Origin of the sequence: Nocardia amikacinitolerans NBRC 108937 (assembly GCF_001612615.1) — a bacterium.
GTDB classification, from domain to species: domain Bacteria; phylum Actinomycetota; class Actinomycetes; order Mycobacteriales; family Mycobacteriaceae; genus Nocardia; species Nocardia amikacinitolerans.
Window position 1 is genome coordinate 24,237 of record NZ_BDAU01000008.1, and the last position, 26,083, is coordinate 50,319.

Genomic DNA, 26,083 nt, shown 5'->3' on the forward strand with positions numbered 1-26,083 from the left:
AATTCCTCGAGCTTGGCTCGAGTTCGGAAGGATTGCTGAACTTAGATGGTCGACGACAACAAGACCCTTGACTACCTGAAGCGCCTGACGGTCGATCTGCGCCAAACCCGCAGGCGGCTGCGGGAAGTCGAGGATCAGAAATTCGAGCCCATCGCGGTCGTTGGTGTGGCGTGTCGTTACCCGGGCGGGGTGGCCTCTCCGGAGGATCTGTGGAATCTGGTGTCGGAGGGCGTCGACGCGATCGGTGAGTTCCCCACCGACCGCGGCTGGGATGTGGACGGGCTCTACGACCCGGACCCGCAGGCGCGCGGGAAGTCGTACACCCGCTCGGGCGGGTTCCTCTACGACGCGGCGGAATTCGACGCGGAGTTCTTCGGGATCAGCCCGCGCGAGGCGCTGGCGATGGACCCGCAGCAGCGGATCCTGTTGGAAACCTCCTGGGAAGCCCTGGAACGAGCAGGTATCGACCCGTCGACGTTGCGCGGATCCGATACCGGTGTCTTCGCCGGCGCGTCGAACGGGGAGTACGCCGATCTGCTGCACGCGGGTCCGGTGGACCTGCGGGGCTACCTGCTGACCGGTACGACCGGCAGCGTGGTGTCGGGCCGGGTGGCGTACGCGCTCGGCCTGGAGGGCCCGGCGGTATCGGTGGACACCGCCTGCTCGTCGTCGCTGGTGGCGGTGCATCTGGCGGCCCAGTCGCTGCGCTCGGGGGAGTGCGCGATGGCGTTGGCGGGCGGCGTGACGGTCATGGGTTCGCCGGGGATGTTCGTGGAGTTCTCCCGGCAGCGGGGTCTCGCGGCCGACGGCCGGTGCAAGTCGTTCGCCGCCTCGGCGGACGGCACGGGCTGGGCCGAAGGCGCGGGTGTGCTGGTGCTGGAGCGGCTCTCCGACGCGCAGCGAAACGGGCATCGCGTGTGGGCGGTCATCCGCGGAACGGCGATCAATCAGGACGGCGCGTCCAACGGCTTGACCGTGCCGAACGGTCCCGCCCAGCAGCGGGTGATCCGCGCCGCGCTGGCCAACGGGCGGCTCTCCACCGACGACGTGGATGTGGTGGAGGCGCACGGCACCGGCACGGTGTTGGGGGATCCGATCGAAGCACACGCCCTGCTCGCCACCTACGGACAGGACCGTGATCCGCGCCGGCCGCTGTGGCTCGGGTCGCTGAAATCCAATATCGGTCACACGGTGGCCGCGGCGGGCGTCGGCGGCATGATCAAGATGATCATGGCGATGCGGCACGGGGTGCTGCCGCCGACCCTGCACGTCGACGAGCCCACCCCGCGCGTGGACTGGTCCAGCGGCGCGATCGAACTGCTGACCCGGAAGCGGGAGTGGCCCGAGGAAGCGGGCCGTCCCCGCCGTGCCGCGGTGTCCTCCTTCGGCATCAGCGGCACCAACGCGCACGTCATCTTGGAACACCTACCAGCGGACACGCCGGCCGAATCCGAGCCGGGCGACGACCCCGGCGGCTCGGAAAGGACTGTGGCGGGGGCGGTTCCGTGGGTGGTGTCGGCGAAGTCGCAGGCCTCGCTGCGGGCGCAGGCCGCGCGGTTGCGCGAGTTCGTGGCCGCCGATCCCGCGGTGTCGGTATCCGATATAGCGCATTCGCTGATCTCGACTCGCACGCTGTTCACGCATCGGGCCGTGGTCGTGGGTGCCGACCGGGACGAGCTGCTGCGCAGGCTGGCCACGGTGGCGGCCGGCGAACCGGGTCCCGATGTCGCCGTCGGTTCCGGCGCGACATCGAAGGTCGCTGTGATGTTCGCCGGGCAGGGCTCCCAGCGGGCGGGCATGGGTCAGCAGCTGTACGGCCGGTTCCCGGTGTTCGCCGAGGCTTTCGACCAAATCTGCGCGCAACTGGATCCGCTGCTCGGGCTCTCCTTGCGGGACGCGATCGGCTCCGGAAACGACTTGGAGCAGACCCGGTTGACCCAACCGGCGCTGTTCGCGGTCGAGGTGGCGCTGTATCGCCTGCTCGAATCATGGGGCGTCACCGCGGATGTGGTGTTCGGGCATTCGATCGGTGAGATCGCCGCCGCGCATGTCGCCGGCGTGCTGAGCCTGGCCGACGCGTGCGCGTTGGTCGCGGCGCGTGGCCGGTTGATGCAGGAATTGCCCACCGGCGGAGCGATGCTCGCGGTGCAGGCCGGTGAGCAGGAGATCACCGCACTGCTGGACGGCGTCGACGGGGTGGACATCGCGGCGGTCAACGGCCCTGCGGCAGTGGTGATCTCCGGTCGCGCGGAGGTCGTGGACGTCCTCGCCGAGCAGTTGCGCGAACGCGGGCGGCGCGTCAAACGGTTGCGGGTCAGCCATGCCTTCCACTCCTCGTTGATGGAACCGATGCTGGCGCGGTTCGCCGAGGTGGTCTCGACACTGCGCTTCGATCCGCCGCGGATTCCGGTGATCTCGACCGTCACCGGGGCGGTGGCGGATCCCGGCCTGTGGTGCTCGCCGCAGTACTGGGTCGATCAGGTGCGGCGGCCGGTGCGCTTCGCCGACGCCGCGGCAGCGGCCTGGGCCGACGGTGTGGACACCTTCCTGGAGGTGGGTCCCGACTCGGTGCTGTCGGCGATGACAGCCGAGTGCCTGCCGGAGGCGGCGACCGCGGTGGCGGTGCTGCACCCCGAGCGCGACGAACCCGTCGAGATCCTCGCCGCGGTCGCGCGGTTGTTCGTGCGGGCGGTGCCGGTGCGCTGGAACGCCGTACTCGCGGAACCGAATTCGGCGCCGGTGGAACTGCCCACCTATGCCTTCGACCGTCGGCGTTTCTGGCTCGAACCCGCGCTCGGCGCCGCCGGTGTCGAATCGGTGGGGCTCGGCGCGATGGGGCATCCGCTGCTCGGTGCGGTCGTGTCGGAAGCGAAGTCCGGCGACGTGCTGCTGACCGGCCGGTTGTCGGTGGCGACGCAGCCGTGGCTGGCCGACCACGCGGTCGCCGGGTCGGTCCTGCTGCCTGGGACCGGCTTCGTCGAGCTGGCCCTGCGCGCCGGTGCCGAAGCCGGATACCCGGTGATCGACGACCTGACGCTGCAGGCGCCGCTGCTGCTTCCCGACTCGGGCGGGGTGCGAATCCAGGTTGTCGTCGGCGGGCCGGGACCGGAGTTCGCGCCGATCTCGATCTACTCGCGCGGTGAGCACGACCCGGACGGTCAGTGGGTCCTGAACGCGCGGGGGCAGCTGACCACCATGGACGGCACGGCCGCGCCCGCATCGCACACCTGGCCGCCTGCCGCGGCGACCGATCTCGACGTCGCGTCCGCGTACGCGGCGCTGTCGGCACGGGGCTACGAGTACGGACCGGCCTTCCAGAGTGTGCGTGCGTTGTGGCGACGTGGCGCCGAGGTATACGCCGAGATCGCCATCGACGCCGACAGTGGCGCGCGCGCCGAAGGATTCGGGATCCATCCGGCCCTGCTGGACGGGGTGCTGCAGGCGGGACTGCTGGCCGGTGTCCTCGACGACGCTGCGGGACAGCAGGATTCACCGTTCGCCATGGCCGCCGGTCAAGTCGTGCTGCCCTTCTCGTGGGAGTCGGTCGCGCTGCATGCGGCCGAGGCGTCGGTGCTGCGCGTTCGGTTGACCACCGGCGGATCGTCGGTGTCGTTGTTGGCGGCGGACGAGCAGGGGCAGCCGGTGTTGTCCGGCTCGGTGACGCCACGGCCCATGCGACTGGAGCAGCTGGCCACGGGCCTGAGCGGCGCGGCCGATCCGGTGCTGGAAGTGGTGTGGTCGCCGGTCGAAACGGCTTCGGCCGTTGCGGATTCGGGTGCGGTCCGGTGGGACCGGCTGGATCCGGATGCGACGGTGCCTCCGGTCGTAGTGGTCGAGGCCGGGTCCGGGTGGAGCGAAGCCTCCGGCGCCGACGTGGTGACCGCTACCCACGCCGAGGTCGCACGCGTCCTCGAGGTGGTACAGGCGTGGCTGTCCGAGGACCGGTTCGCCGCGAGCACACTGCTGGTCGCCACCCGCGGTGCGGTCGCGATGGCCGACGAGGACCTCACCGATCTCGCCGGTGCCGCGGTGTGGGGCTTGGTGCGGTCCGCGCAGACCGAGGATCCGGGACGAATCGTCCTGGTGGACACCGACACCGGTGTCGATGAGGCCGTCGCGGCCACTGTCGTGGCCGTCGGCGAACCCCAGGTGGTCCTGCGTGACGGCATCGCTCACACCGCGCGGCTCACCCGGCCCGCACCCGCCGCGTCCGCATCGACCGTCGATGACGCCTTCGGTGCGGGGACTGTGCTGATCACCGGTGGCACAGGTGGTTTGGGTGCCGGTGTGGCCCGGCACGTGGTGGCCGAGCACGGCGTACGGTCGTTGCTGCTGGTGAGTCGCCGTGGTCCTCGGGCCGATGGCGTCGCGGAGTTGTGCGCCGAGCTGGAGCAGTCGGGTGCGCGGGTGCGGGTGGTGGCGTGTGATGTCACCGACGCCGACGCGGTGGCCGGGCTGCTTGCCGACGTTCCCGAGCAGCTGACCGGTGTGATCCACGCCGCCGGCGTGCTCGACGACGGGGTCATCGCCTCCTTGACACCCCAGCGGGTGGACGCGGTGCTGGCACCGAAGGTGGATGCCGCATGGCATCTGCACCGCGCGACCGCTGACCTGAATCTGGCCGCGTTCGTGGTGTTCTCGTCGATATCGGGCACCGTTGGCGGCCCCGGCCAGGGCAATTACGCGGCAGCGAACGCCTTCCTGGACGGGCTGGTCGCCCACCGGCGTGCCCGCGGACTGGCCGGTCAGTCGCTGGCGTGGGGTCCGTGGGCGCGCTCTGGCGGTATGGCCGGGCAGCTGGGTGAAGCCGACCTGGCTCGGATGAGCCGGGCCGGTTTCACCGCGATCCCGGACGAGTCCGCGTTGGCCGGTTGGGACGCGGTGCTCGAACGCGGCGCGGCGCACGCGGTGATCGCCATGGTCGACACCGCCGCGATCCGCGCCAAGGCCGTGGCCGGGCTGCTGCCCCCGCTGCTGCGCGCCCTTGCGCCTGCGGTGCGGCGGACCGCGGCGCTCTCGGCGGTGGGGTCGAGTCTGCGGCAACGGCTTTCGGGTCTGGACGCCGGTCGGCAGCGGCAGGCGGTGCTCGATACCGTCCGCACCCACATCGCGGCCGTTCTCGGCCACGACAGTGCCTCCGCGATCGATCCCGATCGAGCCTTCCAGGACCTGGGTTTCGATTCCCTGGGTGCGGTCGAGCTGCGCAACCGGCTCAAGACCGCCACCGGTCTGTCGTTGGCGGCCGCGGTCGTCTTCGACTACCCCACACCGCAGGCGCTTGCCGCACACCTGACCGAAGAGCTCACCGGCACCGGGCACGACGTGGCGGTCACCGCCGCCAAAGTCTTCGACGGCGAACCGATCGCGATCGTCGGCATGGCGTGCCGGTACCCGGGCGGGGTCCGGTCGCCCGAGGACCTGTGGCAGCTGGTCGTGGCCGGGACCGACGCGACGTCGGAGTTCCCGGTGAACCGCGGCTGGGACACCGAGCGGCTGTACGACCCGACCGGGGAGACACCGCACACCACGTACACGCGTTCGGGTGGATTCCTGCATGACGCAGGGGAATTCGATCCGGCGTTCTTCAACATCAGCCCGAACGAGGCGGCGCTGATGGATCCGCAGCAGTTTCTGCTGTTGGAGACCGCGTGGGAGGCGTTCGAGCGGGCCGGTGTCGACCCCGCGCTGCTGCGCGGCAGTGCGACCGGTGTCTTCGCGGGCATGATGTATCACGACTATCCGGCCAACGCGAACGCGGGATCCATTGCCTCCGGCCGGATCTCGTACGTGTTCGGTCTGGAGGGACCGTCGGTCACGGTGGACACGGCATGTTCGTCGTCTTTGGTGACAATGCATTTGGCGGCGCAGTCGCTGCGGTCGGGGGAGTGCGATCTGGCGTTGGCCGGTGGCGTGACCGTGATGGCGACTCCGGAGACCTTTGTGGAGTTCAGCAGGCAGCGAGGTCTGTCGCCGGACGGCCGGTCCAAGTCGTTCTCCGACACGGCCGACGGTGTCGCCTGGTCCGAGGGCGCCGGTGTGCTGGTGTTGGAGCGGTTGTCGGACGCGCGTCGCAATGGTCATGAAGTGCTCGCGGTGATCGCGGGTTCGGCGGTGAATCAGGATGGTGCGTCTAATGGGTTGACCGCGCCGAATGGTCCGTCGCAGCGACGGGTTATCCGGCAGGCGTTGGCCAATGCCGGGGTTTCCCCGACCGAGGTCGATGTGGTCGAGGCGCACGGCACGGGTACGACTCTGGGTGATCCGATCGAGGCGCAGGCGCTGCTGGCCACGTATGGCCAAGACCGTGACGCGGATCGTCCGCTGTGGCTCGGATCGCTGAAGTCCAACATCGGTCACGCTCAGGCGGCAGCCGGCGTGGGTGGTGTGATCAAGATGGTCATGGCCATGCGCCACGGACTTTTGCCGCAGACCCTGCATGTGGACCAGCCGTCCACGAAGATCGACTGGTCCGAGGGACATGTCCGGCTGCTGACCGAGGCGGTGACGTGGCCGGAGGTGGGTCGGCCGCGTCGTGCGGGTGTGTCCTCGTTCGGTATCAGCGGCACCAACGCACATCTCGTTCTCGAGCAGGCTCCGGCATCGGCGGTCGAGTCGGTCCCGGAGGTCAGGACCGTCCCGGCCGTGCCGTGGGTGCTGTCGGCGCGCGGCGGGCAAACGCTGGCCGCTCAGGCGGCTCGGCTGGCATCGCATGTGGTCGACCACGATCCGATCGATGTCGGCTTCTCACTGGCGTCGACGCGCAGTGTCTTCGAGCATCGGGCCGTCGTGGTGGCCGATGACCGTGCCGGGCTGCTCGCGGGCGTGCGGGCGCTGGCCGCTGGTACGCCCGCATCCGGTGTGGTGACCGGCCGGGTGGTTCCCGGGTCGACGGGTGTGGTCTTCTCGGGTCAGGGTGCGCAGTGGGCCGGTATGGCGGCCGAGTTGCGTGCGGTGTATCCGGTGTTCGCCGAGGCTTTCGACGGGATCGTCGCCGAGTTGGATCCGCTTCTCGAACAGCCTGTTTCGCTGAGCGTGGCGTTGGCGGACGGTGAGCTGGTCGATCGGACGGTGTTCGCGCAGGCGGGGTTGTTCGCGTTCGAGGTGGCGTTGTTTCGTCTGCTCGAATCGTGGGGTGTGCGTGCGGATGTGGTGGCTGGGCATTCGATTGGTGAGGTTGCTGCCGCGCATGTGGCGGGTGTGTTGTCGCTAGAGGATGCGTGTGTTCTCGTGGCGGCGCGTGGTCGTTTGATGCAGGCGTTGCCTGCTGGTGGGGCGATGGTGGCTGTGGGTGCGTCCGAGGGTGATGTGCTGCCGTTGCTGGCCGGTGTCGAGGGGGTGTCGATCGCGGCGGTGAACGGTCCATCGTCGGTGGTGCTGTCCGGTGTCGAGGACGCGGTTCAGGCTGTTGTCGAGGTGTGCGTCGCGCGTGGTTGGCGCACGCACCGTTTGCGGGTTTCGCATGCTTTCCATTCGGCATTGATGGAGCCGATGCTGGCCGAGTTCGCTTCGGCGATAGAGGGTTTGACGTTCGGTCGGCCCAGCATCCCGTTGGTGTCGACGGTGACCGGCGCGCAAGTCGTAGACGAGATGAGTGATCCGTCGTATTGGGTCGGCCAGGTCCGGGATACGGTCCGGTTCGCCGATGCCGTTGCCACGATGGCCGATTCGGGCGTCTCGAGGTTCGCCGAGGTCGGGCCGGACGCCGTGTTGACCCCGATGGTCGCCCAGACTCTCGGCGACGCCACGGCTGTCGCGATGACCAGGCGTGACCACGCGGACGCGGTGGCCGTGACCAGTGCGGTGGCCGGGTTGTTCGTGGTCGGTGCCGAGGTCGATTGGGCCGCTGTCTACGACAGCTCCGGTGTGCGGCGAATCGACCTGCCCACCTACGCCTTCCAGCACGAACGGTTCTGGCTCGACGCCAAGCAGATGCTGGCCAAGTCGTGGCTCGGCGCCGAACTGGGCGGCGTCAGCGCGGTCGGGCTGGACGCGGCGGCACATCCGCTGCTCGGCGCCATTGTGCCGCACGCGGATTCGGGTGCGGTGAGCTTCACCGGCCGGTGGTCGCTGGATTCGGTGGAATGGTTGGCGGACCACAGCGTGCTCGGCACCGTGTTGCTTCCTGGCACCGGATTCGTCGAACTGGCGTGTCACGTCGGTGGCCTGCTGGGCTGCGAGGTGGTCGACGAGCTCGTTCTGCATACTCCGTTGACCCTCACGGCCGAGGGCGATGTCGCCGTGCAGGTCGTGGTGGCCGCCCCGGACGAGGCCGGACGACGGCGGCTGAGCGTGCACTCGCGGCAGACGCCCGCGGGTCCGTGGGTGCTCCATGCCGAAGGCGTGCTCGTCCCCGGCGAGGTGACGGCCGACTTCGACCTCGTCGCGTGGCCACCGGCCGGTGCGCAACCGCTGGACGTCGACGGCGCGTACGACGAGTTGCTCGATATCGGATACGGCTACGGCCCCTTCTTCCAAGGCCTGCGGGCCGCATGGCAGCGCGGTGACGAAGTGTTCGCCGAGGTCGCGCTCCCTGATCCGAAGGACGCCGATGGTTTCGGTATCCACCCCGCGCTGTTCGACGCGGCGCTGCACGCCGCGATCGTCCACGGTCTTCGAGGCGGCCTCGACGGTTTCCCGGCACTCCCGTTCAGCTGGAACCGCGTGGTGCTGCACGCGGCAGGCGCCGCGGCGGTGCGAGTGCGGATCGTGCTGCAGGGCGACCGATTCTCGGTGCGGATGGCCGATGAGCAGGGACGGCCCGTCCTGTCGGTGGGCGCGTTGATCTCTCGGCCGGTGTCGGCCGATCGCCTGAGCGCAGCCGGGGTATCGGATGCCCTCTTCGGTATCGAATGGGTCGCTGCCGCGCCCTCCACGCCGAGCGTCGAGCCGGACCGGGTGGCGGTTCTCGGCGGGCGCGACGGCGATCTCGCGGCATTGATCGCCGAGCTGGACGCGAACCCCGACGAGGTGGTGCCCGACCTCGTGCTGCTCGAGTGCCCCACCCACGAGGGCGCGCCGCCGGAGGCAGCCCGCCGGGTCGCGATGGGCGTGCTCGACACCGTCCAACGTTGGCTGGCCGACAGTCGTTTCGCCGGTTCGCGTTTGGTGGTGCTGACCAGGCACGCGGTGGCCGTTGCCGATTCGGAGGACGTGGATCTGGGCCAGGCGCCGGTGTGGGGCCTGCTGCGCGCCGCGCAAGCGGAGCATCCGGGCCGATTCCAGCTGATCGATCTGGACGCCGAAGGTGATGCGCTTGCCGCGGCGGCGGTTGTCGCGACCGAGCCCGAAGCCGCGGTGCGGGGTATGAGCGTGTACGTGCCGCGGTTGCGTCGGCACGCGCCCGGCGCGATCGTTCGGTTGTCCGAACCGGGCACGGTGCTGGTGACCGGTGGTACGGGTGGTCTGGGTGCGGTGATCGCTCGGCACTTGGTGGTCGAACATGGTGTGCGCCATTTGCTTTTGACGTCTCGGCGTGGTCTGGATGCCCCTGGGGCGGCCGAACTGCGCGAGGAGCTGACCGAGCTGGGCGCGCAGGTGACCATCGCCGCGTGTGATGTGTCCGATCGGTCGGCGTTGGCGGCGTTGCTGGACGGCATTCCGGTCGAACATCCGCTGGTTGGCGTGGTGCACGCGGCCGGGACCTCGGACAACGGCTTGGTGGAGTCGATTACGGCCGAGCGGGTCGATTATGTGTTCGGGCCCAAGGTCGATGCGGCGTGGCATCTGCACGAGCTGACGCGCGATCTGTCGCTGTTCGTCTTGGTGTCCTCGGCAGGCGGATTGGTGCTTGCGGCGGGTCAAGCGAACTACGCCGCGGCGAATGTCTTCCTCGATGCGCTCGCGGCACACCGTCGTAGCTTGGGATTGCCCGCGACGGCGGTGGATTACGGGTTGTGGGCGCGATCCTCAGGGCTCGGTGTCGAGCTGTCCGAAGACGACTTCGATCGAATGCGCCGCCAAGGCTTCCCGCCGCTGACCGAGGCCGAGGGCCTCGCGCTGTTCGATTCCGCGATCGCCACCGATTCGGCGCAGCTGGTGGCGCTGCGGGTCGATCCGGCGGTGCTCCGGACGCGGGGCGAGCAGATCCCCGCTCTGGTTCGCTCGTTGGCACCGGCGCCGGTCCGCCGACAGACCAAAACCGCTGCGGGCCAGGCCTTCGCGCACGAGCTGGCCGGTTTGTCGGACGCGGATCGTGCGCGCGCGGTGCTCGATCTGGTCCGGTCGGTGGCCGCTGCCACTCTCGGGCATGCGTCGGTGGAGGCGGTGGAGCCGCAACAGGCTTTCCAACAGCTCGGCTTCGATTCGTTGAGTGCGGTCGAGTTCCGTAACAAGTTGAATGCCGCGACGGGTCTGCAACTGCCTGCGACGCTGGTCTTCGATTACCCGAGCGCGCAGGTCGTCGCCGAGTTCATCGATTCCCAGCTCTCCGGCACCGTGGCGGTCGATGAGCCCGTGATCGGGCGCGTCCGCACCGGCGACGACCCGATCGCGGTGGTGGCGATGAGCTGCCGCTACCCCGGTGGCGTCGCCTCGCCCGAGGACCTTTGGGAACTGGTCACTTCCGGCACCGACACCACCGGTGAGATGCCGTCGGATCGTGGCTGGGATCTCGAGGGTATCTACGATCCGGAGCCCGGTAAGGCGGGAAAGACCTATACCCGTCAGGGTGGATTCCTTTACGACGCAGCGGATTTCGACGCCGACTTCTTCGGGATCAGTCCCAACGAGGCCACGATGATGGATCCGCAGCAGCGGTTGCTGCTCGAGATCTCGTGGGAGGCGTTGGAGCGAGCCGGTGTGGATCCGGCGGTGCTGCGCGGCAGTTCGACCGGAGTGTTCACCGGCCTGATGTACCACGACTACGCCCAGCGCACCGGTACCGGCAGCGGCGCCGCGGGCAGCTTGGTTTCGGGCCGGGTGTCCTATGTGTTCGGTCTGGAAGGACCGTCGGTCACCGTGGACACCGCGTGCTCGTCGTCGCTGGTCGCCCTGCATCTCGCCGCGCAGTCGCTGCGGTCCGGTGAGTGTGATCTGGCCCTGGCCGGTGGCGTTGCGGTGATGGGAACCCCGGACATGTTCCTCGAATTCGGCAGGCAGCGGGGCTTGTCGCCGGATGGTCGGTGTAAGTCGTTCTCCGACAACGCGGATGGTGTCGGTTGGTCCGAGGGCGCCGGTGTTCTGGTGCTCGAGCGGTTGTCGGACGCGCGTCGCAACGGTCATGAAGTGCTCGCGGTGATCGCTGGTTCGGCGGTGAATCAGGATGGTGCGTCGAATGGTTTCTCGGCGCCGAATGGTCCGTCGCAGCGGCGGGTGATTCGTCAGGCGTTGGCCAATGCCGGTGTGTCGCCGACAGAGGTCGATGTGGTCGAGGCGCACGGTACGGGTACGACTTTGGGTGATCCGATCGAAGCCCAGGCGCTGTTGGCCACCTATGGCCAAGACCGGGATTCCGATCGTCCTTTGTGGTTGGGGTCGTTGAAGTCCAACATCGGTCATGCCCAAGCCGCGGCTGGTGTCGGTGGTGTGATCAAGATGATCATGGCTATGCGGCACGGTGTGCTGCCCATGACGCTGCACGTCGATCGGCCCAGCACCAAAGTGGATTGGTCCGAGGGGCATGTGCGGTTGTTGACCGAGTCGGTTGCGTGGCCGGAGGTGGATCGGCCGCGTCGTGCCGGTGTCTCCTCGTTCGGCATCAGCGGCACCAACGCCCACCTCATCGTGGAGCAGGCCCCGGTGACCGCGCCGGTGGCGCCCCAGCCTCCGGAGCATGCCTCGGTTCCGGTTGCGCGGCCGTGGGTGATCTCGGCCCGTAGCGCCGAGGCCCTCGCCGCTCAGGCCGCCCGCCTGGCAGCGCGTGTGGGCGAACACGATCCGGTCGACGTCGGCTTCTCCCTGGCGTCCACCCGTGCGGTGTTCGAGCACCGTGCGGTTGTCGTGGCCGATGACCGGGACGGTCTGCTCGCGGGCGTGCGGGCGCTGGCCGCCGGCACGCAGGCACCCGGAGTGGTGACCGGGCGTGCCGCGGCCGGGTCGACGGGTTTCGTCTTCTCGGGTCAGGGTGCGCAGTGGGCGGGTATGGCCGCCGGGCTGCGGACCGCCTATCCGGTGTTCGCCGAACACTTCGATGCGATTGTCGCGCAGTTGGATCCGGCTCTCGGGCAGCCTGGTTCACTGGGCACGGCGTTGGCGGACGACGAGCTGGTCGATCGGACTGTGTTCGCGCAGGCGGGGTTGTTCGCGTTCGAGGTGGCGTTGTTCCGTCTGCTCGAATCGTGGGGTGTGCGTGCGGATGTGGTTGCCGGTCACTCGATCGGTGAGATCGCTGCCGCGTATGTGGCTGGGGTGCTGTCTCTCGAGGATGCGTGTGTTCTCGTCGCGGCGCGTGGTCGTTTGATGCAGGCGTTGCCTTCTGGTGGGGCGATGGTCGCTGTCGGTGCCGCCGAGCTCGATGTGCTGCCGTTGCTGGTGGACGGTGCGGTGTCGATCGCGGCGGTCAACGGCCCGTCGTCGGTGGTTCTGTCCGGCGTCGAAGCCGATGTGCTCGCCGTCGCTGAACGTTGCGCCGAACAGGGTTGGCGGACACACCGTTTGCGGGTCTCGCACGCCTTCCATTCGGCGTCGATGGAGCCGATGCTGGCCGAGTTCGCTTCGGCGATCGAAGGTTTGACCTTCGACCGGCCCACCATCCCGTTGGTGTCGACCGTGACCGGTACCCGGATCACCGAGGAGATGTCCGATCCGGCGTACTGGGTCGGTCAGGTCCGCGACACCGTGCGTTTCGCCGACGCGGTCGTCGCGATGGCGGAGATGGGTGTGTCCAGGTTCGCCGAGGTCGGACCCGATGCGGTGCTGACCCCGATGATCGCGCAGACCCTCGATGCCGGGGATGGTGTGGCCGCAACCGTGGCCGCGTTGTCGCGCCGGGACCAGGTCGATGTGTCCGCGGTGTCGATTGGCCTGGCCAGGTTGTTCGTAGCGGGCGCCGATCTCGACCGGGCGGCTCTGTACGCCGGTACCGGAGCTCGCCGAATCGACCTGCCCACCTACGCTTTCCAGCGTCGGCGGTACTGGATATCCCAGGGCTCGGCCGGTGGCGGCGATGCCCGGGCCATGGGTCTGGTGGCGACCCCCCATCCGTTGGTTTCGGTGGTGGTATCGCAGCCGGATTCCGACGCGATGATCCTGACCGGTCGCCTGTCGGTACAGACACATCCGTGGCTTGCCGATCACCTGGTGCTGGGAACCGTGTTGTTCCCCGGCACCGGATTCGTCGAGCTGGCCATGTACGCGGGGGAGCGGGTCGGCTGCTCGACCCTGGACGATCTGGTGCTGCGTGCTCCGCTGGTGCTGTCGGAGTCCGGTGGAGCCGCGGTGCGCATCGTGGTCGATGCCGCGGACGAGACCGGTCGGCGCGGGGTGCGGATCTTTTCCAGCTCGGACGAGGACGTCGACGCGTCGTCGTGGCTGCTGAATGCCGAAGGCGCGCTGGCCCCGAGCGCGGCCGTGCCCGCCGTGGATCTCGCGGCGTGGCCTCCGGCCGACGCACAGGTTGTGAACGTCGACGGTGTCTACGACGAGTTGCTCGACGCCGGATACGGATACGGCCCCGTCTTCCAGGGCCTGCGGGCGGCGTGGCAGCGCGGCGACGAAGTATTCGCCGAGGTTGCCCTCCCGGACCCGGCGGACGGCCAGGGTTTCGGGCTGCACCCGGCACTGCTCGATGCCGCGCTGCATGCGCTGCGGCCTGCCGGCCACCTGCGCGGCGAGGGCGCGGGGCCGGAGTTGCCGTTCGAGTGGTCGGGTGTCACGGTGCACGCGGCGGGCGCCGGTGCGCTGCGGGTGCGGTTGACCCGGATGGGTGACCGTGCCGTGGCGGTGGACCTGGCGGATTCGACCGGAGCCGCGGTGGCGACGGTGCGGCAGCTCGCGTCACGGCCGATCGATCCCGCGCAGCTCAGTAACGGTTCGTCCATCGCGCGCAGCGCCGCATTCCAGGTCGAGTGGACACCGATCTCGGTGTCCGGCAACGGAATCGTTGCGGTGTCGTGGGCGGATCTGGGTGACGAGGTGCCCGCCGCGGTGGTGCTGGACTGCCCGGCCGGAAATGCGCCGGGCACTGTTCGCGCCGCGACCCACGATGTGCTGCGGGTGTTGCAGGCGTGGCTTGCCGATGAGCGGTTCGGCGCGTCGGCGTTGGTGGTCCGGACGAGCGGTGCGGTATCGGTTGCCGGGGAGGACATTACGAATCTGGCCGGTGCCGCCGTGGCCGGACTGGTCCGTACGGCCCAGGCGGAGAGTCCAGGCCGTATCGTGCTGGTGGACAGCGATTCCGACATCGACGGCCTGCTCGGCGGGATTTTGGCTGCCGAGGAACCGCAGGTGGCGGTGCGCGGCGGGCAGGTCTTCGGTGCGCGACTCGTTCGGGCGACACCTTCGTCGGCCACCGGCTCGTCCTTCGCGCCGGACGAGACGGTTCTGATCACCGGCGCCAGCGGCTATCTCGGTGGGTTGTTCGCCCGGCATCTGGTGGCCACGCGCGGTGTTCGCCATCTGTTGTTGCTGAGCAGGCGCGGTGAATCCGCGCCCGGTGCAAACGAACTGCGGGACGAGCTGCGGCGGCTCGGCGCCGAGGTCGAGTTCACCGCGTGTGATGTCGCCGACCGTGACGCGCTGGCCGCCGTACTGAACGCGATCCCCGCGGACCGTCCGCTCGCCGGTGTGTTCCATACGGCCGGTGTGCTCGACGACGGTGCGATCGCCGCGCTCACCCCGGAGCGGATGGACGCGGTCTTGCGGCCGAAGGTCGATGCCGCTTTGCATCTGCACGAGCTGACCGCCGACCTGCCGTTGCGGGCGTTCGTGCTGTTCAGTTCGGCGGCGGGCACCTTCGGCAATCCCGGACAGGGCAACTATGCGGCGGCCAACGCCTGCCTGGACGCGATAGCGTCGCACCGCAAGGCAGCCGGGCGTAGCGGACAGTCGCTCGCGTGGGGTCTGTGGGGCGCGGACGGGGGTATGGGTGCGGAGCTCGGCGACACCGAGCGGCGCCGGATGTCTCGGTCCGGCATGCTGCCGCTGACGGAGGAACAGGGTCTAGCGCTGTTCGACGCCGCTTCCGGAATCGACGCGGCCGTTTCCGTGCTCGCCCGTCTCGATCTGGACGGCATCCGTACCGCTGGGTCGGCCACTACTCTGCTGTCCGGCCTGCTTCCTGCGCGCCGTCGGACGGTCTCGGGCGGCGCCACGGCGCTGCGTTCTCGTTTGGCCGCGACCCCCGACAGCGAGCGACTCGGTGTGCTCGTGGAAACCGTTCGCGCTCGAGTCGCGACCACTCTGGGCCATCGGAACGCGAATACGATCGAAGCCGACCGAGCATTCAGCGAGCTCGGCTTCGATTCGGTCTCCGCGATCGAGTTCCGCAATGCCCTCGCGACCGTGACGGGTCTGCGGTTGCCCGCCAGTTTGGTGTTCGACTATCCGTCACCGCAGGCGCTGGCCGAATACCTGGCCGGTGAGTTCGCCGACCACCAGCTCTCGGCGGCAGCTGTTCGTGGAGCGCAGCGGACCCGCGACCCTCGGCTCGACGAACCCATTGCCATCGTGGGTATGGCGTGCCGCTACCCGGGCGGGGTCGGCTCACCCGAGGAGCTGTGGAATCTGGTCGCGACGGGGACGGATGCGACGTCGCAGTTCCCCGTGAATCGCGGGTGGGATGTCGATCGTCTCTACGACGCGGCCGGGGAGAAGCCGAACAGCAGCTACACCCGCGAGGGTGGATTCCTCCATGCCGCAGGTGAATTCGATCCGGCGTTCTTCAACATCAGTCCCAACGAAGCCGCGATGATGGATCCGCAGCAATTCCTGCTGTTGGAGACATCATGGGAGGCGTTCGAGCGGGCCGGTGTCGACCCCGGCGCGCTGCGGGGCAGCCGGACCGGTGTGTGGGTCGGCATGATGTATCACGACTATCCGGCCAACGCGAACGCGGGATCTATTGCCTCCGGCCGTGTTTCGTATGTATTCGGCCTGGAGGGGCCGTCGGTCACGGTGGATACCGCGTGTTCGTCGTCGCTGGTGGCCATGCATTCGGCCGCGGCCTCGCTGCGGTCGGGCGAATGTGATCTGGCCCTGGCCGGTGGTGTCACCGTCATGGCCACGCCAGAGACGTTCGTGGAATTCAGCAGGCAGCGCGGGCTGTCGGCGGACGGCCGGTGTAAGTCGTTCTCCGACAGTGCCGATGGCGTGGGCTGGGCGGAAGGCGTCGGCATCCTGGTGCTCGAGCGGTTGTCCGACGCCCAGCGCAACGGTCATCGGGTGCTTGCGGTGATGACCGGCTCGGCGGTGAATCAGGACGGTGCGTCGAATGGTTTGACCGCGCCGAACGGTCCCTCGCAGCGGCGGGTGATCGGGCAGGCGCTGGCCAATGCCGGGATCGCGCCGACCGAGGTGGATGTGGTGGAAGCCCACGGCACCGGTACGACTCTCGGTGATCCGATCGAGGCCCAAGCCCTGCTGGCTACATACGGCCAAGACCGCGACTCGGATCGTCCGTTGTGGCTCGGATCGCTGAAGTCCAACATCGGCCACGCTCAGGCGGCGGCTGGTGTGGGCGGTGTGATCAAGATGGTCATGGCCATGCGGCACGGGGTGTTGCCGAAGACGCTGCACGTGGATCAGCCGTCTACGAAGGTGGATTGGTCCGAGGGGCACGTGCGGTTGTTGACCGAGTCGGTGGCGTGGCCGGAGGTGGATCGGCCGCGTCGCGCGGGAGTGTCCTCGTTCGGTATCAGCGGCACCAACGCTCACGTCATCGTCGAACAGGCCCCGGCTGCGCGGCCTGAGCCGGTGGCGGCCGCTCCGTCCGGCGGATTGCTGCCGTGGGCGGTCTCGGCGCGCGGTGGACAGGCGCTTGCGGGTCAGGCCGAGCGGCTGGCGTCTCATGTCGCCGATCAGGATCTGGATCCGATCGATGTCGGCTTCTCGTTGGCTGCTACGCGTGCGGTGTTCGATCATCGTGCGGTCGTGCTGGCCGAGGATCGTGATGGGCTGCTGGCGGGTATGCGGGTGCTGAGCCGCGGCGAAACCGCTCCTGGTGTGGTGAGCGGCCGGGTGGTTCCCGGGTCGACGGGTTTGGTGTTCTCGGGTCAGGGTGCGCAGTGGTCCGGGATGGCGGCCGAGTTGCGTGCGGTGTATCCGGTGTTCGCCGAGCACTTCGACGGGATCGTCGCGAAGCTGGATCCGTATCTGGAGCAGTCGGTTTCGCTGGCCATCGCGTTGTCGGACGAGGATTCGGTCGATCGGACGGTGTTCGCGCAGGCGGGGTTGTTCGCGTTCGAGGTGGCGTTGTTTCGTCTGCTCGAATCGTGGGGTGTGCGTGCGGATGTGGTGGCTGGGCATTCAATTGGTGAGGTAGCTGCCGCGCATGTGGCGGGTGTGTTGTCGCTCGAGGATGCGTGTGTTCTCGTGGCGGCGCGTGGTCGTTTGATGCAGGCGCTGCCTGCTGGTGGGGCGATGGTCGCTGTCGGTGCGTCCGAGGGTGATGTGCTGCCGTTGTTGACCGGTGTCGAGGGGGTGTCGATCGCAGCGGTGAACGGTCCGTCGTCGGTGGTGCTCTCCGGCGTCGAGGACGCGGTCCAGACTGTTGTCGACGCCTGTGTGGAACATGGGTGGCGGACGCATCGCCTGCGGGTCTCGCACGCGTTCCATTCGGCCTTGATGGAGCCGATGCTCGCCGAGTTCGCTTCGGTGGTCGAAGGTTTGGTGTTCGATCGCCCGAGCATCGCGCTGGTGTCGACGGTGACGGGTGCCCGGATCACCGATGAGATGACCGATCCGGGGTACTGGGTTGGCCAGGTTCGTGACACCGTCCGTTTCGCCGATGCCATTGCCGCGATGGCGGAGATGGGTGTGTCTCGGTTCGCCGAGGTCGGCCCCGACGCGGTGCTGACCCCGATGATCGCGCAGATCGCCGACTCCTGGCAGCTGACCGCGACTCCGGCGATCGTCCCCATGGCGCGTCGGAGTCGGGCCGATGAGTCCGCGGTGTTGGGTGGCGTTGCCGCGCTGTTCGTGGCCGGTGCGGACGTGGACTGGGCCGGTCTCCATCCCGGCGGCCGACGAATCGACCTGCCCACCTACGCCTTCCAGCACGAGCGGTTCTGGCTCGATCCCCGGCACATGCTGGCGAAGTCGTGGCTGGGAGCCGAACTGGGTGGGGTCGGCTCGGCCGGGCTGGACGCGGTGGAGCATCCGCTGCTCGCGGCGATGGTGTCGCATCCGGAGTCGGGTGAGGTGAGTTTCACCGGCCGGTGGTCGGTGGACTCGATGCGGTGGCTGGCCGACCACAGCGTGCTCGGCGTGGTGTTGCTGCCTGGCACCGGGTTCGTCGAGCTGGCGAGCTACGTCGGCGGCGTCCTCGGCTGCGAGGTGGTCGATGAACTCGTCCTGCATACCCCGTTGACCATGCCCGCCGAGGGCAGCGTCGCGGTACAGGTCGTGGTGGCCGGCGCGGACGAGTCCGGTCGCAGGCGGCTGACCGTACATTCGCGGCAGACCGCCGAGGTGCCGTGGACGCTGCACGCCGAAGGTGTGCTCGCACCGGGCGAGACGGCGGCCGATTTCGATCTGGCCGACTGGCCGCCCGCCGGTGCGCAGCCGACTCCCCTCGCGGGCGTCTACGACGAGTTGTTCGATCTCGGGTACGGCTACGGCCCGTTCTTCCAGGGCTTGCAGGCTGCCTGGCGCCGCGGTGACGAGTTGTTCGCCGAGGTCACGCTGCCGGATCCGCAGGACGGCAACGGCTTCGGAGTTCATCCGGCGTTGCTCGACGCGGCGCTGCACGTCGGTATCGTGCACGGACTTCGGGACGGTGTCGGCGACTTCCCTGCCCTGCCGTTCACATGGAACCGCGTGGTGTTGCACGCTGCGGGCGCGGCCGCGGTGCGGGTCCGAATCGTGGTCGACGGCACCAGGTTCACCGTGCAGTTGGCCGATGACCATGGGCGCCCGGTGCTTTCGGTCGGGTCGCTGGTATCCCGACCGGTATCGGCCGATCGCCTGGGCGCCGACCGTGCCGCGGAATCCCTCTTCCGCGTGGAATGGAGCACTGTCGCCACACCGGCGGCGCCCGCGGAGCCCGGCCGACTGGCTGCGCTCGGCTGGGGCCGAAGTTCCGATGAAGTGCGTGCCTACGGCGACCTCGCGGCACTGATCGCCGATCTGGACGCGAAACCGGACGCGGTCGTACCCGAGATCGTGCTGCTGGAGTGCCCGGTCGAGGACGGTACGCCGCCGCAGGCGGCGCGCAAGGTGGCGAACCGGGTCCTGGACACCGTCCAGGGTTGGCTGGCCGAAACTCGTTTCGCCGGTTCCCGTTTGGTGGTGACGACCAGACACGCTGTGGCCGTGGACGATTCCGAGTCGGTGCGGCTGGACCAAGCCCCCGTCTGGGGTTTGGTGCGCGCCGCGCAGGCGGAGCACCCGGGTCGTTTCCAGCTCCTCGATCTGGACGGCGACCACGATCCGGTCTCCGTCGCGACCGCGGCGATGGCCGCGGAACCGGAAGCCGCACTGCGTGGGCAGGACGTGCTGGTTCCGCGCTTCGGCCGCCACGCATCCGATGCGGTCGCTCGGCCGCTGCCCCCTGGCACCGTCCTGGTGACCGGAGGCACCGGCGGCCTCGGCGCGGTGATCGCCCGGCACCTGGTAACCGAATACGGTGTGTGCCAACTGATCCTGACGTCACGGCGTGGCCTGGATGCTCCAGGCGCTACGGAGCTGCGCGATGCGCTCGTCGAGCTCGGGGCGCAGGTCGCGGTCGCCGCTTGCGATGTGTCGGATCGGGCCGCGGTGGCCGCACTGTTGGACGGCGTCTCGGCCGAGCATCCGCTGGTGGGTATCGTGCACGCGGCCGGAATCGCCGACAACGGTCTGATCGAGTCGATGACGCCGGACCGGCTCGGGAATGTCCTCGGGCCCAAGGCCGATGCCGCGTGGCATCTGCACGAGCTCACCCGGGACTCCGCGCTGTCGCTGTTCGTATTGCTGTCCTCGGCGGGTGGGCTGGTGCTGGCTGCGGGCCAGGCCAACTACGCTGCGGCGAACGTCTTCCTCGACGCCCTCGCGACGCATCGTCGAGAACTCGGATTGCCAGCTACCGCAATCGATTACGGACTGTGGGCGCGGTCGACCGGTCTCGGTGCCGAGCTGTCCGAGGACAACTTCGATCGGATGCGGAGACTGGGCTTCCCGCCGTTGACCGAGGCCGAAGGCCTTGCGCTGTTCGATGCGGCGATCGCCGCCGAGGCGGCACAGGTGGTGGCGCTGCGGGTCGACGCGGCTGTGCTGCGCACCCGGGGCGAGCAGATCCCCGCCTTGCTGCGGGCGATCGCACCCGCGCCCGTGCGCCGGGCGACTCGGACCGCGGCCGGGCAGGCGTTCGCGCAGCGGCTGGCCGGGCTCTCCGACACCGATCGCGCCGCCGCACTGCTCGAACTCGTCCGAGGCACCGCAGCGGAAACTCTCGGCCACGCCTCCGGCGCTGCCGTCGAGCCGCAACAGGCCTTCCAACAGCTGGGGTTCGACTCGTTGAGCGCCATCGAGTTCCGCAACAAGCTCAATACCGCCACCGGTCTGCAACTGCCCGCCACGCTGATCTTCGACTACCCCAACCCGCAGGTCGTCGCCGAGTTCATCGATGCGCAGTTCACCGGCACCAGCCGGGACATCGAAATCACCACTGGCACAGCCATCGGCGACGACCGGATCGCCGTGGTGGCGATGGGCTGCCGTTACCCGGGTGGCATCGCGTCGCCGGAGGATCTGTGGCGGCTGGTCGCCTCCGGTGGGGAGGCCATCGGAGAGCTGCCGGACGATCGGGGCTGGGATATCGACGGCATCTACGATCCCGAGCCAGGCAAGGCGGGTAAGACCTACACCCGACACGGCGGATTCCTGTACTCCGCAGCCGATTTCGACGCGGACTTCTTCGGGATCAGCCCGAACGAGGCGACGGTGATGGATCCGCAGCAGCGGGTGCTGCTCGAGGTCTCCTGGGAGGCGCTGGAACGCGCCGGTCTCGACCCCTCGGTGCTGCGCGGCAGTTCGACCGGCGTGTTCACCGGCGTCATGTACCACGACTACGCCCAGGGCGCGGGCACCGGCAACAACGCGGGCGGCAGCCTGGTCTCCGGTCGCATCGCCTACACGCTCGGCTTGGAAGGCCCTGCGGTGTCGGTGGATACGGCGTGTTCGTCGTCGCTGGTCGCCCTGCATCTGGCCGCGCAGTCGCTGCGCTCGGGTGAATGCGACCTGGCGTTGGCCGGTGGTGTGGCCGTGATGTCGGCACCGGATATGTTCCTCGAGTTCAGTCGCCAGCGTGGGTTGTCCCCGGACGGTCGCTGCAAGTCCTTCGCGGACGCGGCCGACGGTGTCGGCTGGTCCGAGGGCGCGGGTGTACTGGTGCTCGAGCGGTTGTTCGACGCCCGGCGCAACGGTCATCGGGTGCTCGCGGTGATCGCGGGTTCGGCGGTGAATCAGGATGGCGCGTCGAACGGTTTCGCCGCGCCGAACGGCCCGTCCCAGCGGCGGGTGATCCGCCAGGCGCTCGCCAATGCCGGGGTCTCGCCGGTCGACGTCGACGCGGTGGAGGCGCACGGCACCGGCACGACGCTGGGTGACCCGATCGAGGCGCAGGCGCTGATGGCCACGTACGGCCGAGATCGGGATGCCGCTCGGCCGTTGTGGTTGGGGTCGTTGAAGTCCAACATCGGTCACGCTCAGGCCGCCGCGGGTGTGGGTGGCGTGATCAAGATGGTCATGGCCATGCGGCACGGGCTGCTGCCGCAGACCCTGCACGTGGATCAGCCTTCTACGAAGGTGGATTGGTCCGAGGGTCAGGTCCGCCTGTTGACCGAGCCGGTGGCGTGGCCGGAGGCGGATCGGCCGCGTCGTGCGGCGGTGTCCTCGTTCGGCCTCAGCGGTACCAACGCGCACCTGATCATCGAACAGGCGCCCGTGGTGGACCTGGCTCCGGAGGTCGAGACCGCTCCGGTCGGCGGAGTGCTGCCCTGGGTGCTCTCCGCCCGCAATGGAGCGGCGCTCGCCGATCAGGCTGCCCGCCTGGCAGCGCAGGTGGGCGACCACGAGGACGACCCGATCGATGTCGGCTTCTCCCTTGCCGATTCGAGGATGCTGTTCGATCACCGGGCCGTGGTCTTCGCGACCGACCGTGACGCGCTGCTGGCCGGAACGCATGCGCTGAGCAGGGCCGAATCCCTTCCGGGTGTGGTGTCCGGTCGGGTGGTGCCGGGGTCGACGGGCGTGGTGTTCTCGGGTCAGGGTGCGCAGTGGGCCGGTATGGCGGCCGAGTTGCGTGCGGCCTATCCGGTGTTCGCCGAGCACTTCGACGCGATTGTCGCGCAACTCGATCCGATGCTCGGACAGCAGATTTCGCTGAATGCGGCGCTGTTGGACGAGGCTTCGGTCGATCGGACGGTGTTCGCGCAGGCGGGGTTGTTCGCGTTCGAGGTGGCGTTGTTCCGCTTGCTCGAATCGTGGGGCGTGCGCGCGGATGTGGTGGCCGGTCATTCGATCGGTGAGGTTGCCGCCGCGCATGTGGCGGGTGTGTTGTCGCTCGAGGATGCGTGTGTTCTCGTGGCGGCGCGCGGTCGTTTGATGCAGGCGCTGCCCTCTGGCGGGGCGATGGTCGCTGTCGGTGCGTCCGAGGTCGACGTGCTGCCGTTGCTGGCCGGCGAGGTGTCGATCGCAGCGGTCAACGGCCCGTCGTCGGTGGTGCTCTCCGGAATCGAAGACGATGTGCTCGCGGTGGTCGCGAAGTGCATCGAACAGGGCTGGCGCACACACGGATTGCGTGTTTCGCATGCGTTCCATTCGGCGTTGATGGAGCCGATGTTGGCCGAGTTCGCTTCGGTGATCGAGGGTTTGACCTTCAGTCGGCCCAGCATCCCGTTGGTGTCGACGGTGACCGGTGCTCGGATAACTGATGAGATGACCGATCCGGCGTATTGGGTCGGTCAGGTTCGGGACACGGTCCGGTTCGCCGATGCCGTTGCCGCGATGGCGGATATGGGTGTGTCCCGGTTCGCCGAGGTCGGACCGGACGCCGTGCTCTTCCCGATGGTCAACCAGATCATCGAGGAGCTGACGGCGACCACGGCTCCGACGGTGGTGGCGCTGGCGCGTCGGGGCCAGGCGGACGCGTCCGCCGTGATGGCCGGGACGGCCGGGTTGTTCGTCACCGGCGCTCACGTCGATTGGGCTCGCCTGTACGCCGGCACCGGAGCTCGGCGTATCGACCTGCCCACCTACGCCTTCCAGCGTCAGCGCTATTGGATGGCCGCGGGCTCGGCCACGGGTGGCGACGCCAGGTCGATGGGTTTCGCGGCCACCGAGCATCCCTTGGTTTCGGCCGTGGTGTCGCAACCGGAGTCCGACGCGATCGCACTCAGCGGACGATTGTCGGTGCGGACGCAGCCCTGGCTGGCCGACCACGCGGTCATGGACACCGTGTTGTTCCCCGGCACCGGTCTGGTCGAACTCGCCATGCACGCCGGAGAACAGCTCGGCTGCGCGGTGCTCGATGAACTGGTACTGCGGGCGCCGCTGGTGCTGTCGGACGCGGCCGGGGTCGCCGTGCGGGTGGTGGTCGACGCCGAGGACGCGGCCGGTCGTCGTCGGGTGCGGATCTTCTCTCGCCTCGACGACACAGTCGAGTCGCCGTGGACGTTGAACGCCGAAGGCGCGCTCGCGCCGGAAGGCGGCGGTGCCGCAGTGGATCTGGTGTCGTGGCCGCCCGCGGACGCGGTCGCGGTGGATATCGACGGTGTCTATGACGCCCTCGATGCGCAGGGTTATCACTACGGTCCGGTGTTCCAGGCGTTGCGGGCGGTGTGGCGCGGAGCCGATGGGGTTTATGCCGAAGTCGAGTTGCCTGAGGCGGCGCGAGGTGATGCGGGGCGGTTCGGTGTGCATCCGGCGTTGTTGGATGCGGCGTTGCACGCCTTGCGTTTCGCCGATGAAGCCGGGTCGGAGGAGTCCGGTCTGGTGTTGCCGTTCGAGTGGTCGGGTGTGACGGTGCATGCGGCGGGGGCCGATGCGTTGCGCGTTCGGTTGACTCGTATCGGTGAACGCGGGGTCGCACTGGATTTGGCCGATTCGACCGGTGTCGCGGTGGCGACGGTGCGGCACTTGGCGTCTCGGCCGGTCGATGCCGCGCAGCTGACGGCGGGCACGTCGATTGCTCGCACTGCGGTCTTCGATGTGGACTGGACGCCGATCACGGTGTTCGAGAACGAGGTTGCCTCGGCGGCATGGGCGGATCTCGGTGACGTGGGGGAGCAGGTCCCGCAGGTAGTGGTGTTGGACTGCCCTGCGGGCAATGACCCCGACACGGTTCGTGCCGCTACTCATGGTGTGTTGCAGGTGTTGCAGTCCTGGCTCGCCGAGCCGCGGTTCGGTGATTCGGTGTTGGTGGTTCGGACCGGTGGTGCGGTATCGGTGGCAGGGGAGGGTGTTTCGAATCTGGCAGGTGCCGCTGTCGGCGGCCTGGTTCGGGCCGCACAGACGGAGCATCCCGGCCGGATCGTGCTGATCGACAGCGATTCCGAGCTCGGCGGTCTGCTGGGCGGAATTCTGGCTGCCGAGGAACCCCAGGTGGCCGTCCGCGCCGGGCGGGTGCATGCCGCGCGACTCGCGCGGGTCGCCGCCACCGCCGCTCCGGCGACCGGTTCCTTCGAGCCGGACGACACCGTCCTGATCACCGGTGCCAGCGGCTTCCTCGGTGGGTTGTTCGCCCGGCATCTGGTGGCCACGCGCGGTGTTCGCCGACTGTTGCTGCTGAGTCGACGCGGTGAATCGGCCACGGGTGCAAACGAACTGCGGGAGGAGCTGCGGCAGCTCGGCGCCGAGGTCGAGTTCGTCGCGTGTGATGTCGCCGATCGCGGCGCGCTCGCGCGGGTGCTGGACGGTATCCCCGCCGCCCACCCGCTGACCGGTGTGTTCCACATGGCCGGCGTGCTCGACGACGGTGCGATCGCTTCGCTGACTCCGGCCCGCATGGACGCGGTGCTCGGACCGAAGGTCGATGCGGCCCTGCACCTGCACGAACTGACCGCCGAGCTGCCGTTGCGGGCGTTCGTGCTGTTCAGTTCGGCGGCAGGTGCGTTCGGTAATGCCGGCCAGGGCAATTACGCCGCGGCCAACGCCTGCCTGGACGCGCTGGCGGAGCACCGCAGGGCCTCCGGGCTGCCCGGCACCTCGCTGGCCTGGGGTCTGTGGAGTATGGACGGCGGTATGGCGGCGGAGCTCGGTGACACCGACCGGCGCCGGATGTCCCGGTCGGGCATGCTGCCGCTGTCGCAGGAGCAGGGGCTGGCGCTGTTCGATGCGGCGACCGCGCTGGAGACGCCGGCCCCCGTCCTTGCCCGCTTGGATCTCGATGCCATGCGTGGCGCGGGATCCGAAGTGCCGGTGCTGTTTTCCGGGCTTGTCCCGCAGCGCCGGAAGGCAGGCGCGAATGCGTCGGCGGCGCTGCGGGCGCGGTTGGCGAGCACACCCGACGGTGAACGCCTCGGCGTTCTGGTGGAGATCGTGCGCGGTCAGGTCGCGGCGATTCTGGGTCATCGGAATGCCCATGTGATCGCACCCGACCGGCCGTTCAGCGAGTTGGGCTTCGATTCGATCTCCGCTGTCGAGTTCCGCAACGCCCTCGCGACCGCGACAGGTTTGCGGTTGCCCGCGACCGCGGTGTTCGACTATCCGTCACCGCAGGCGCTTGCCGAATACCTGGCAGGCCAGTTCGACGGCCATCGGGATGCGGAGCAGGTAACGGAGCTGTCGGAGAACAGCATTCGCAACGCCCTCCAGACGATCCCGCTCGCCCGTCTCCGCGAAGCGGGCCTGCTGGACGCCCTCATGAAACTCGCGAACGGCCAGGACAGCCAGGACGACACCGATCAGACCGTCACGGACGAGTCGATCGACGAGCTCGATATCGACGGCTTGATCGACCTGGCCTACAACAACTCCTCCGAGGACTGAAGGACCGATTGATGACCAAGCC

The 26,083-nt window shown here is 68.9% G+C and carries 1 protein-coding gene; it reads left to right on the forward strand.

The genetic code is table 11. The features are described 5' to 3' along the window. Positions 1 to 45: 45 nt before the first annotated feature. On the forward strand, positions 46 to 26,061 hold the full coding sequence (locus NAM01S_RS37495) for a type I polyketide synthase (protein WP_067781354.1): 26,016 nt from the start codon (positions 46 to 48) through the stop codon (positions 26,059 to 26,061). Positions 26,062 to 26,083 lie beyond the last annotated feature (22 nt).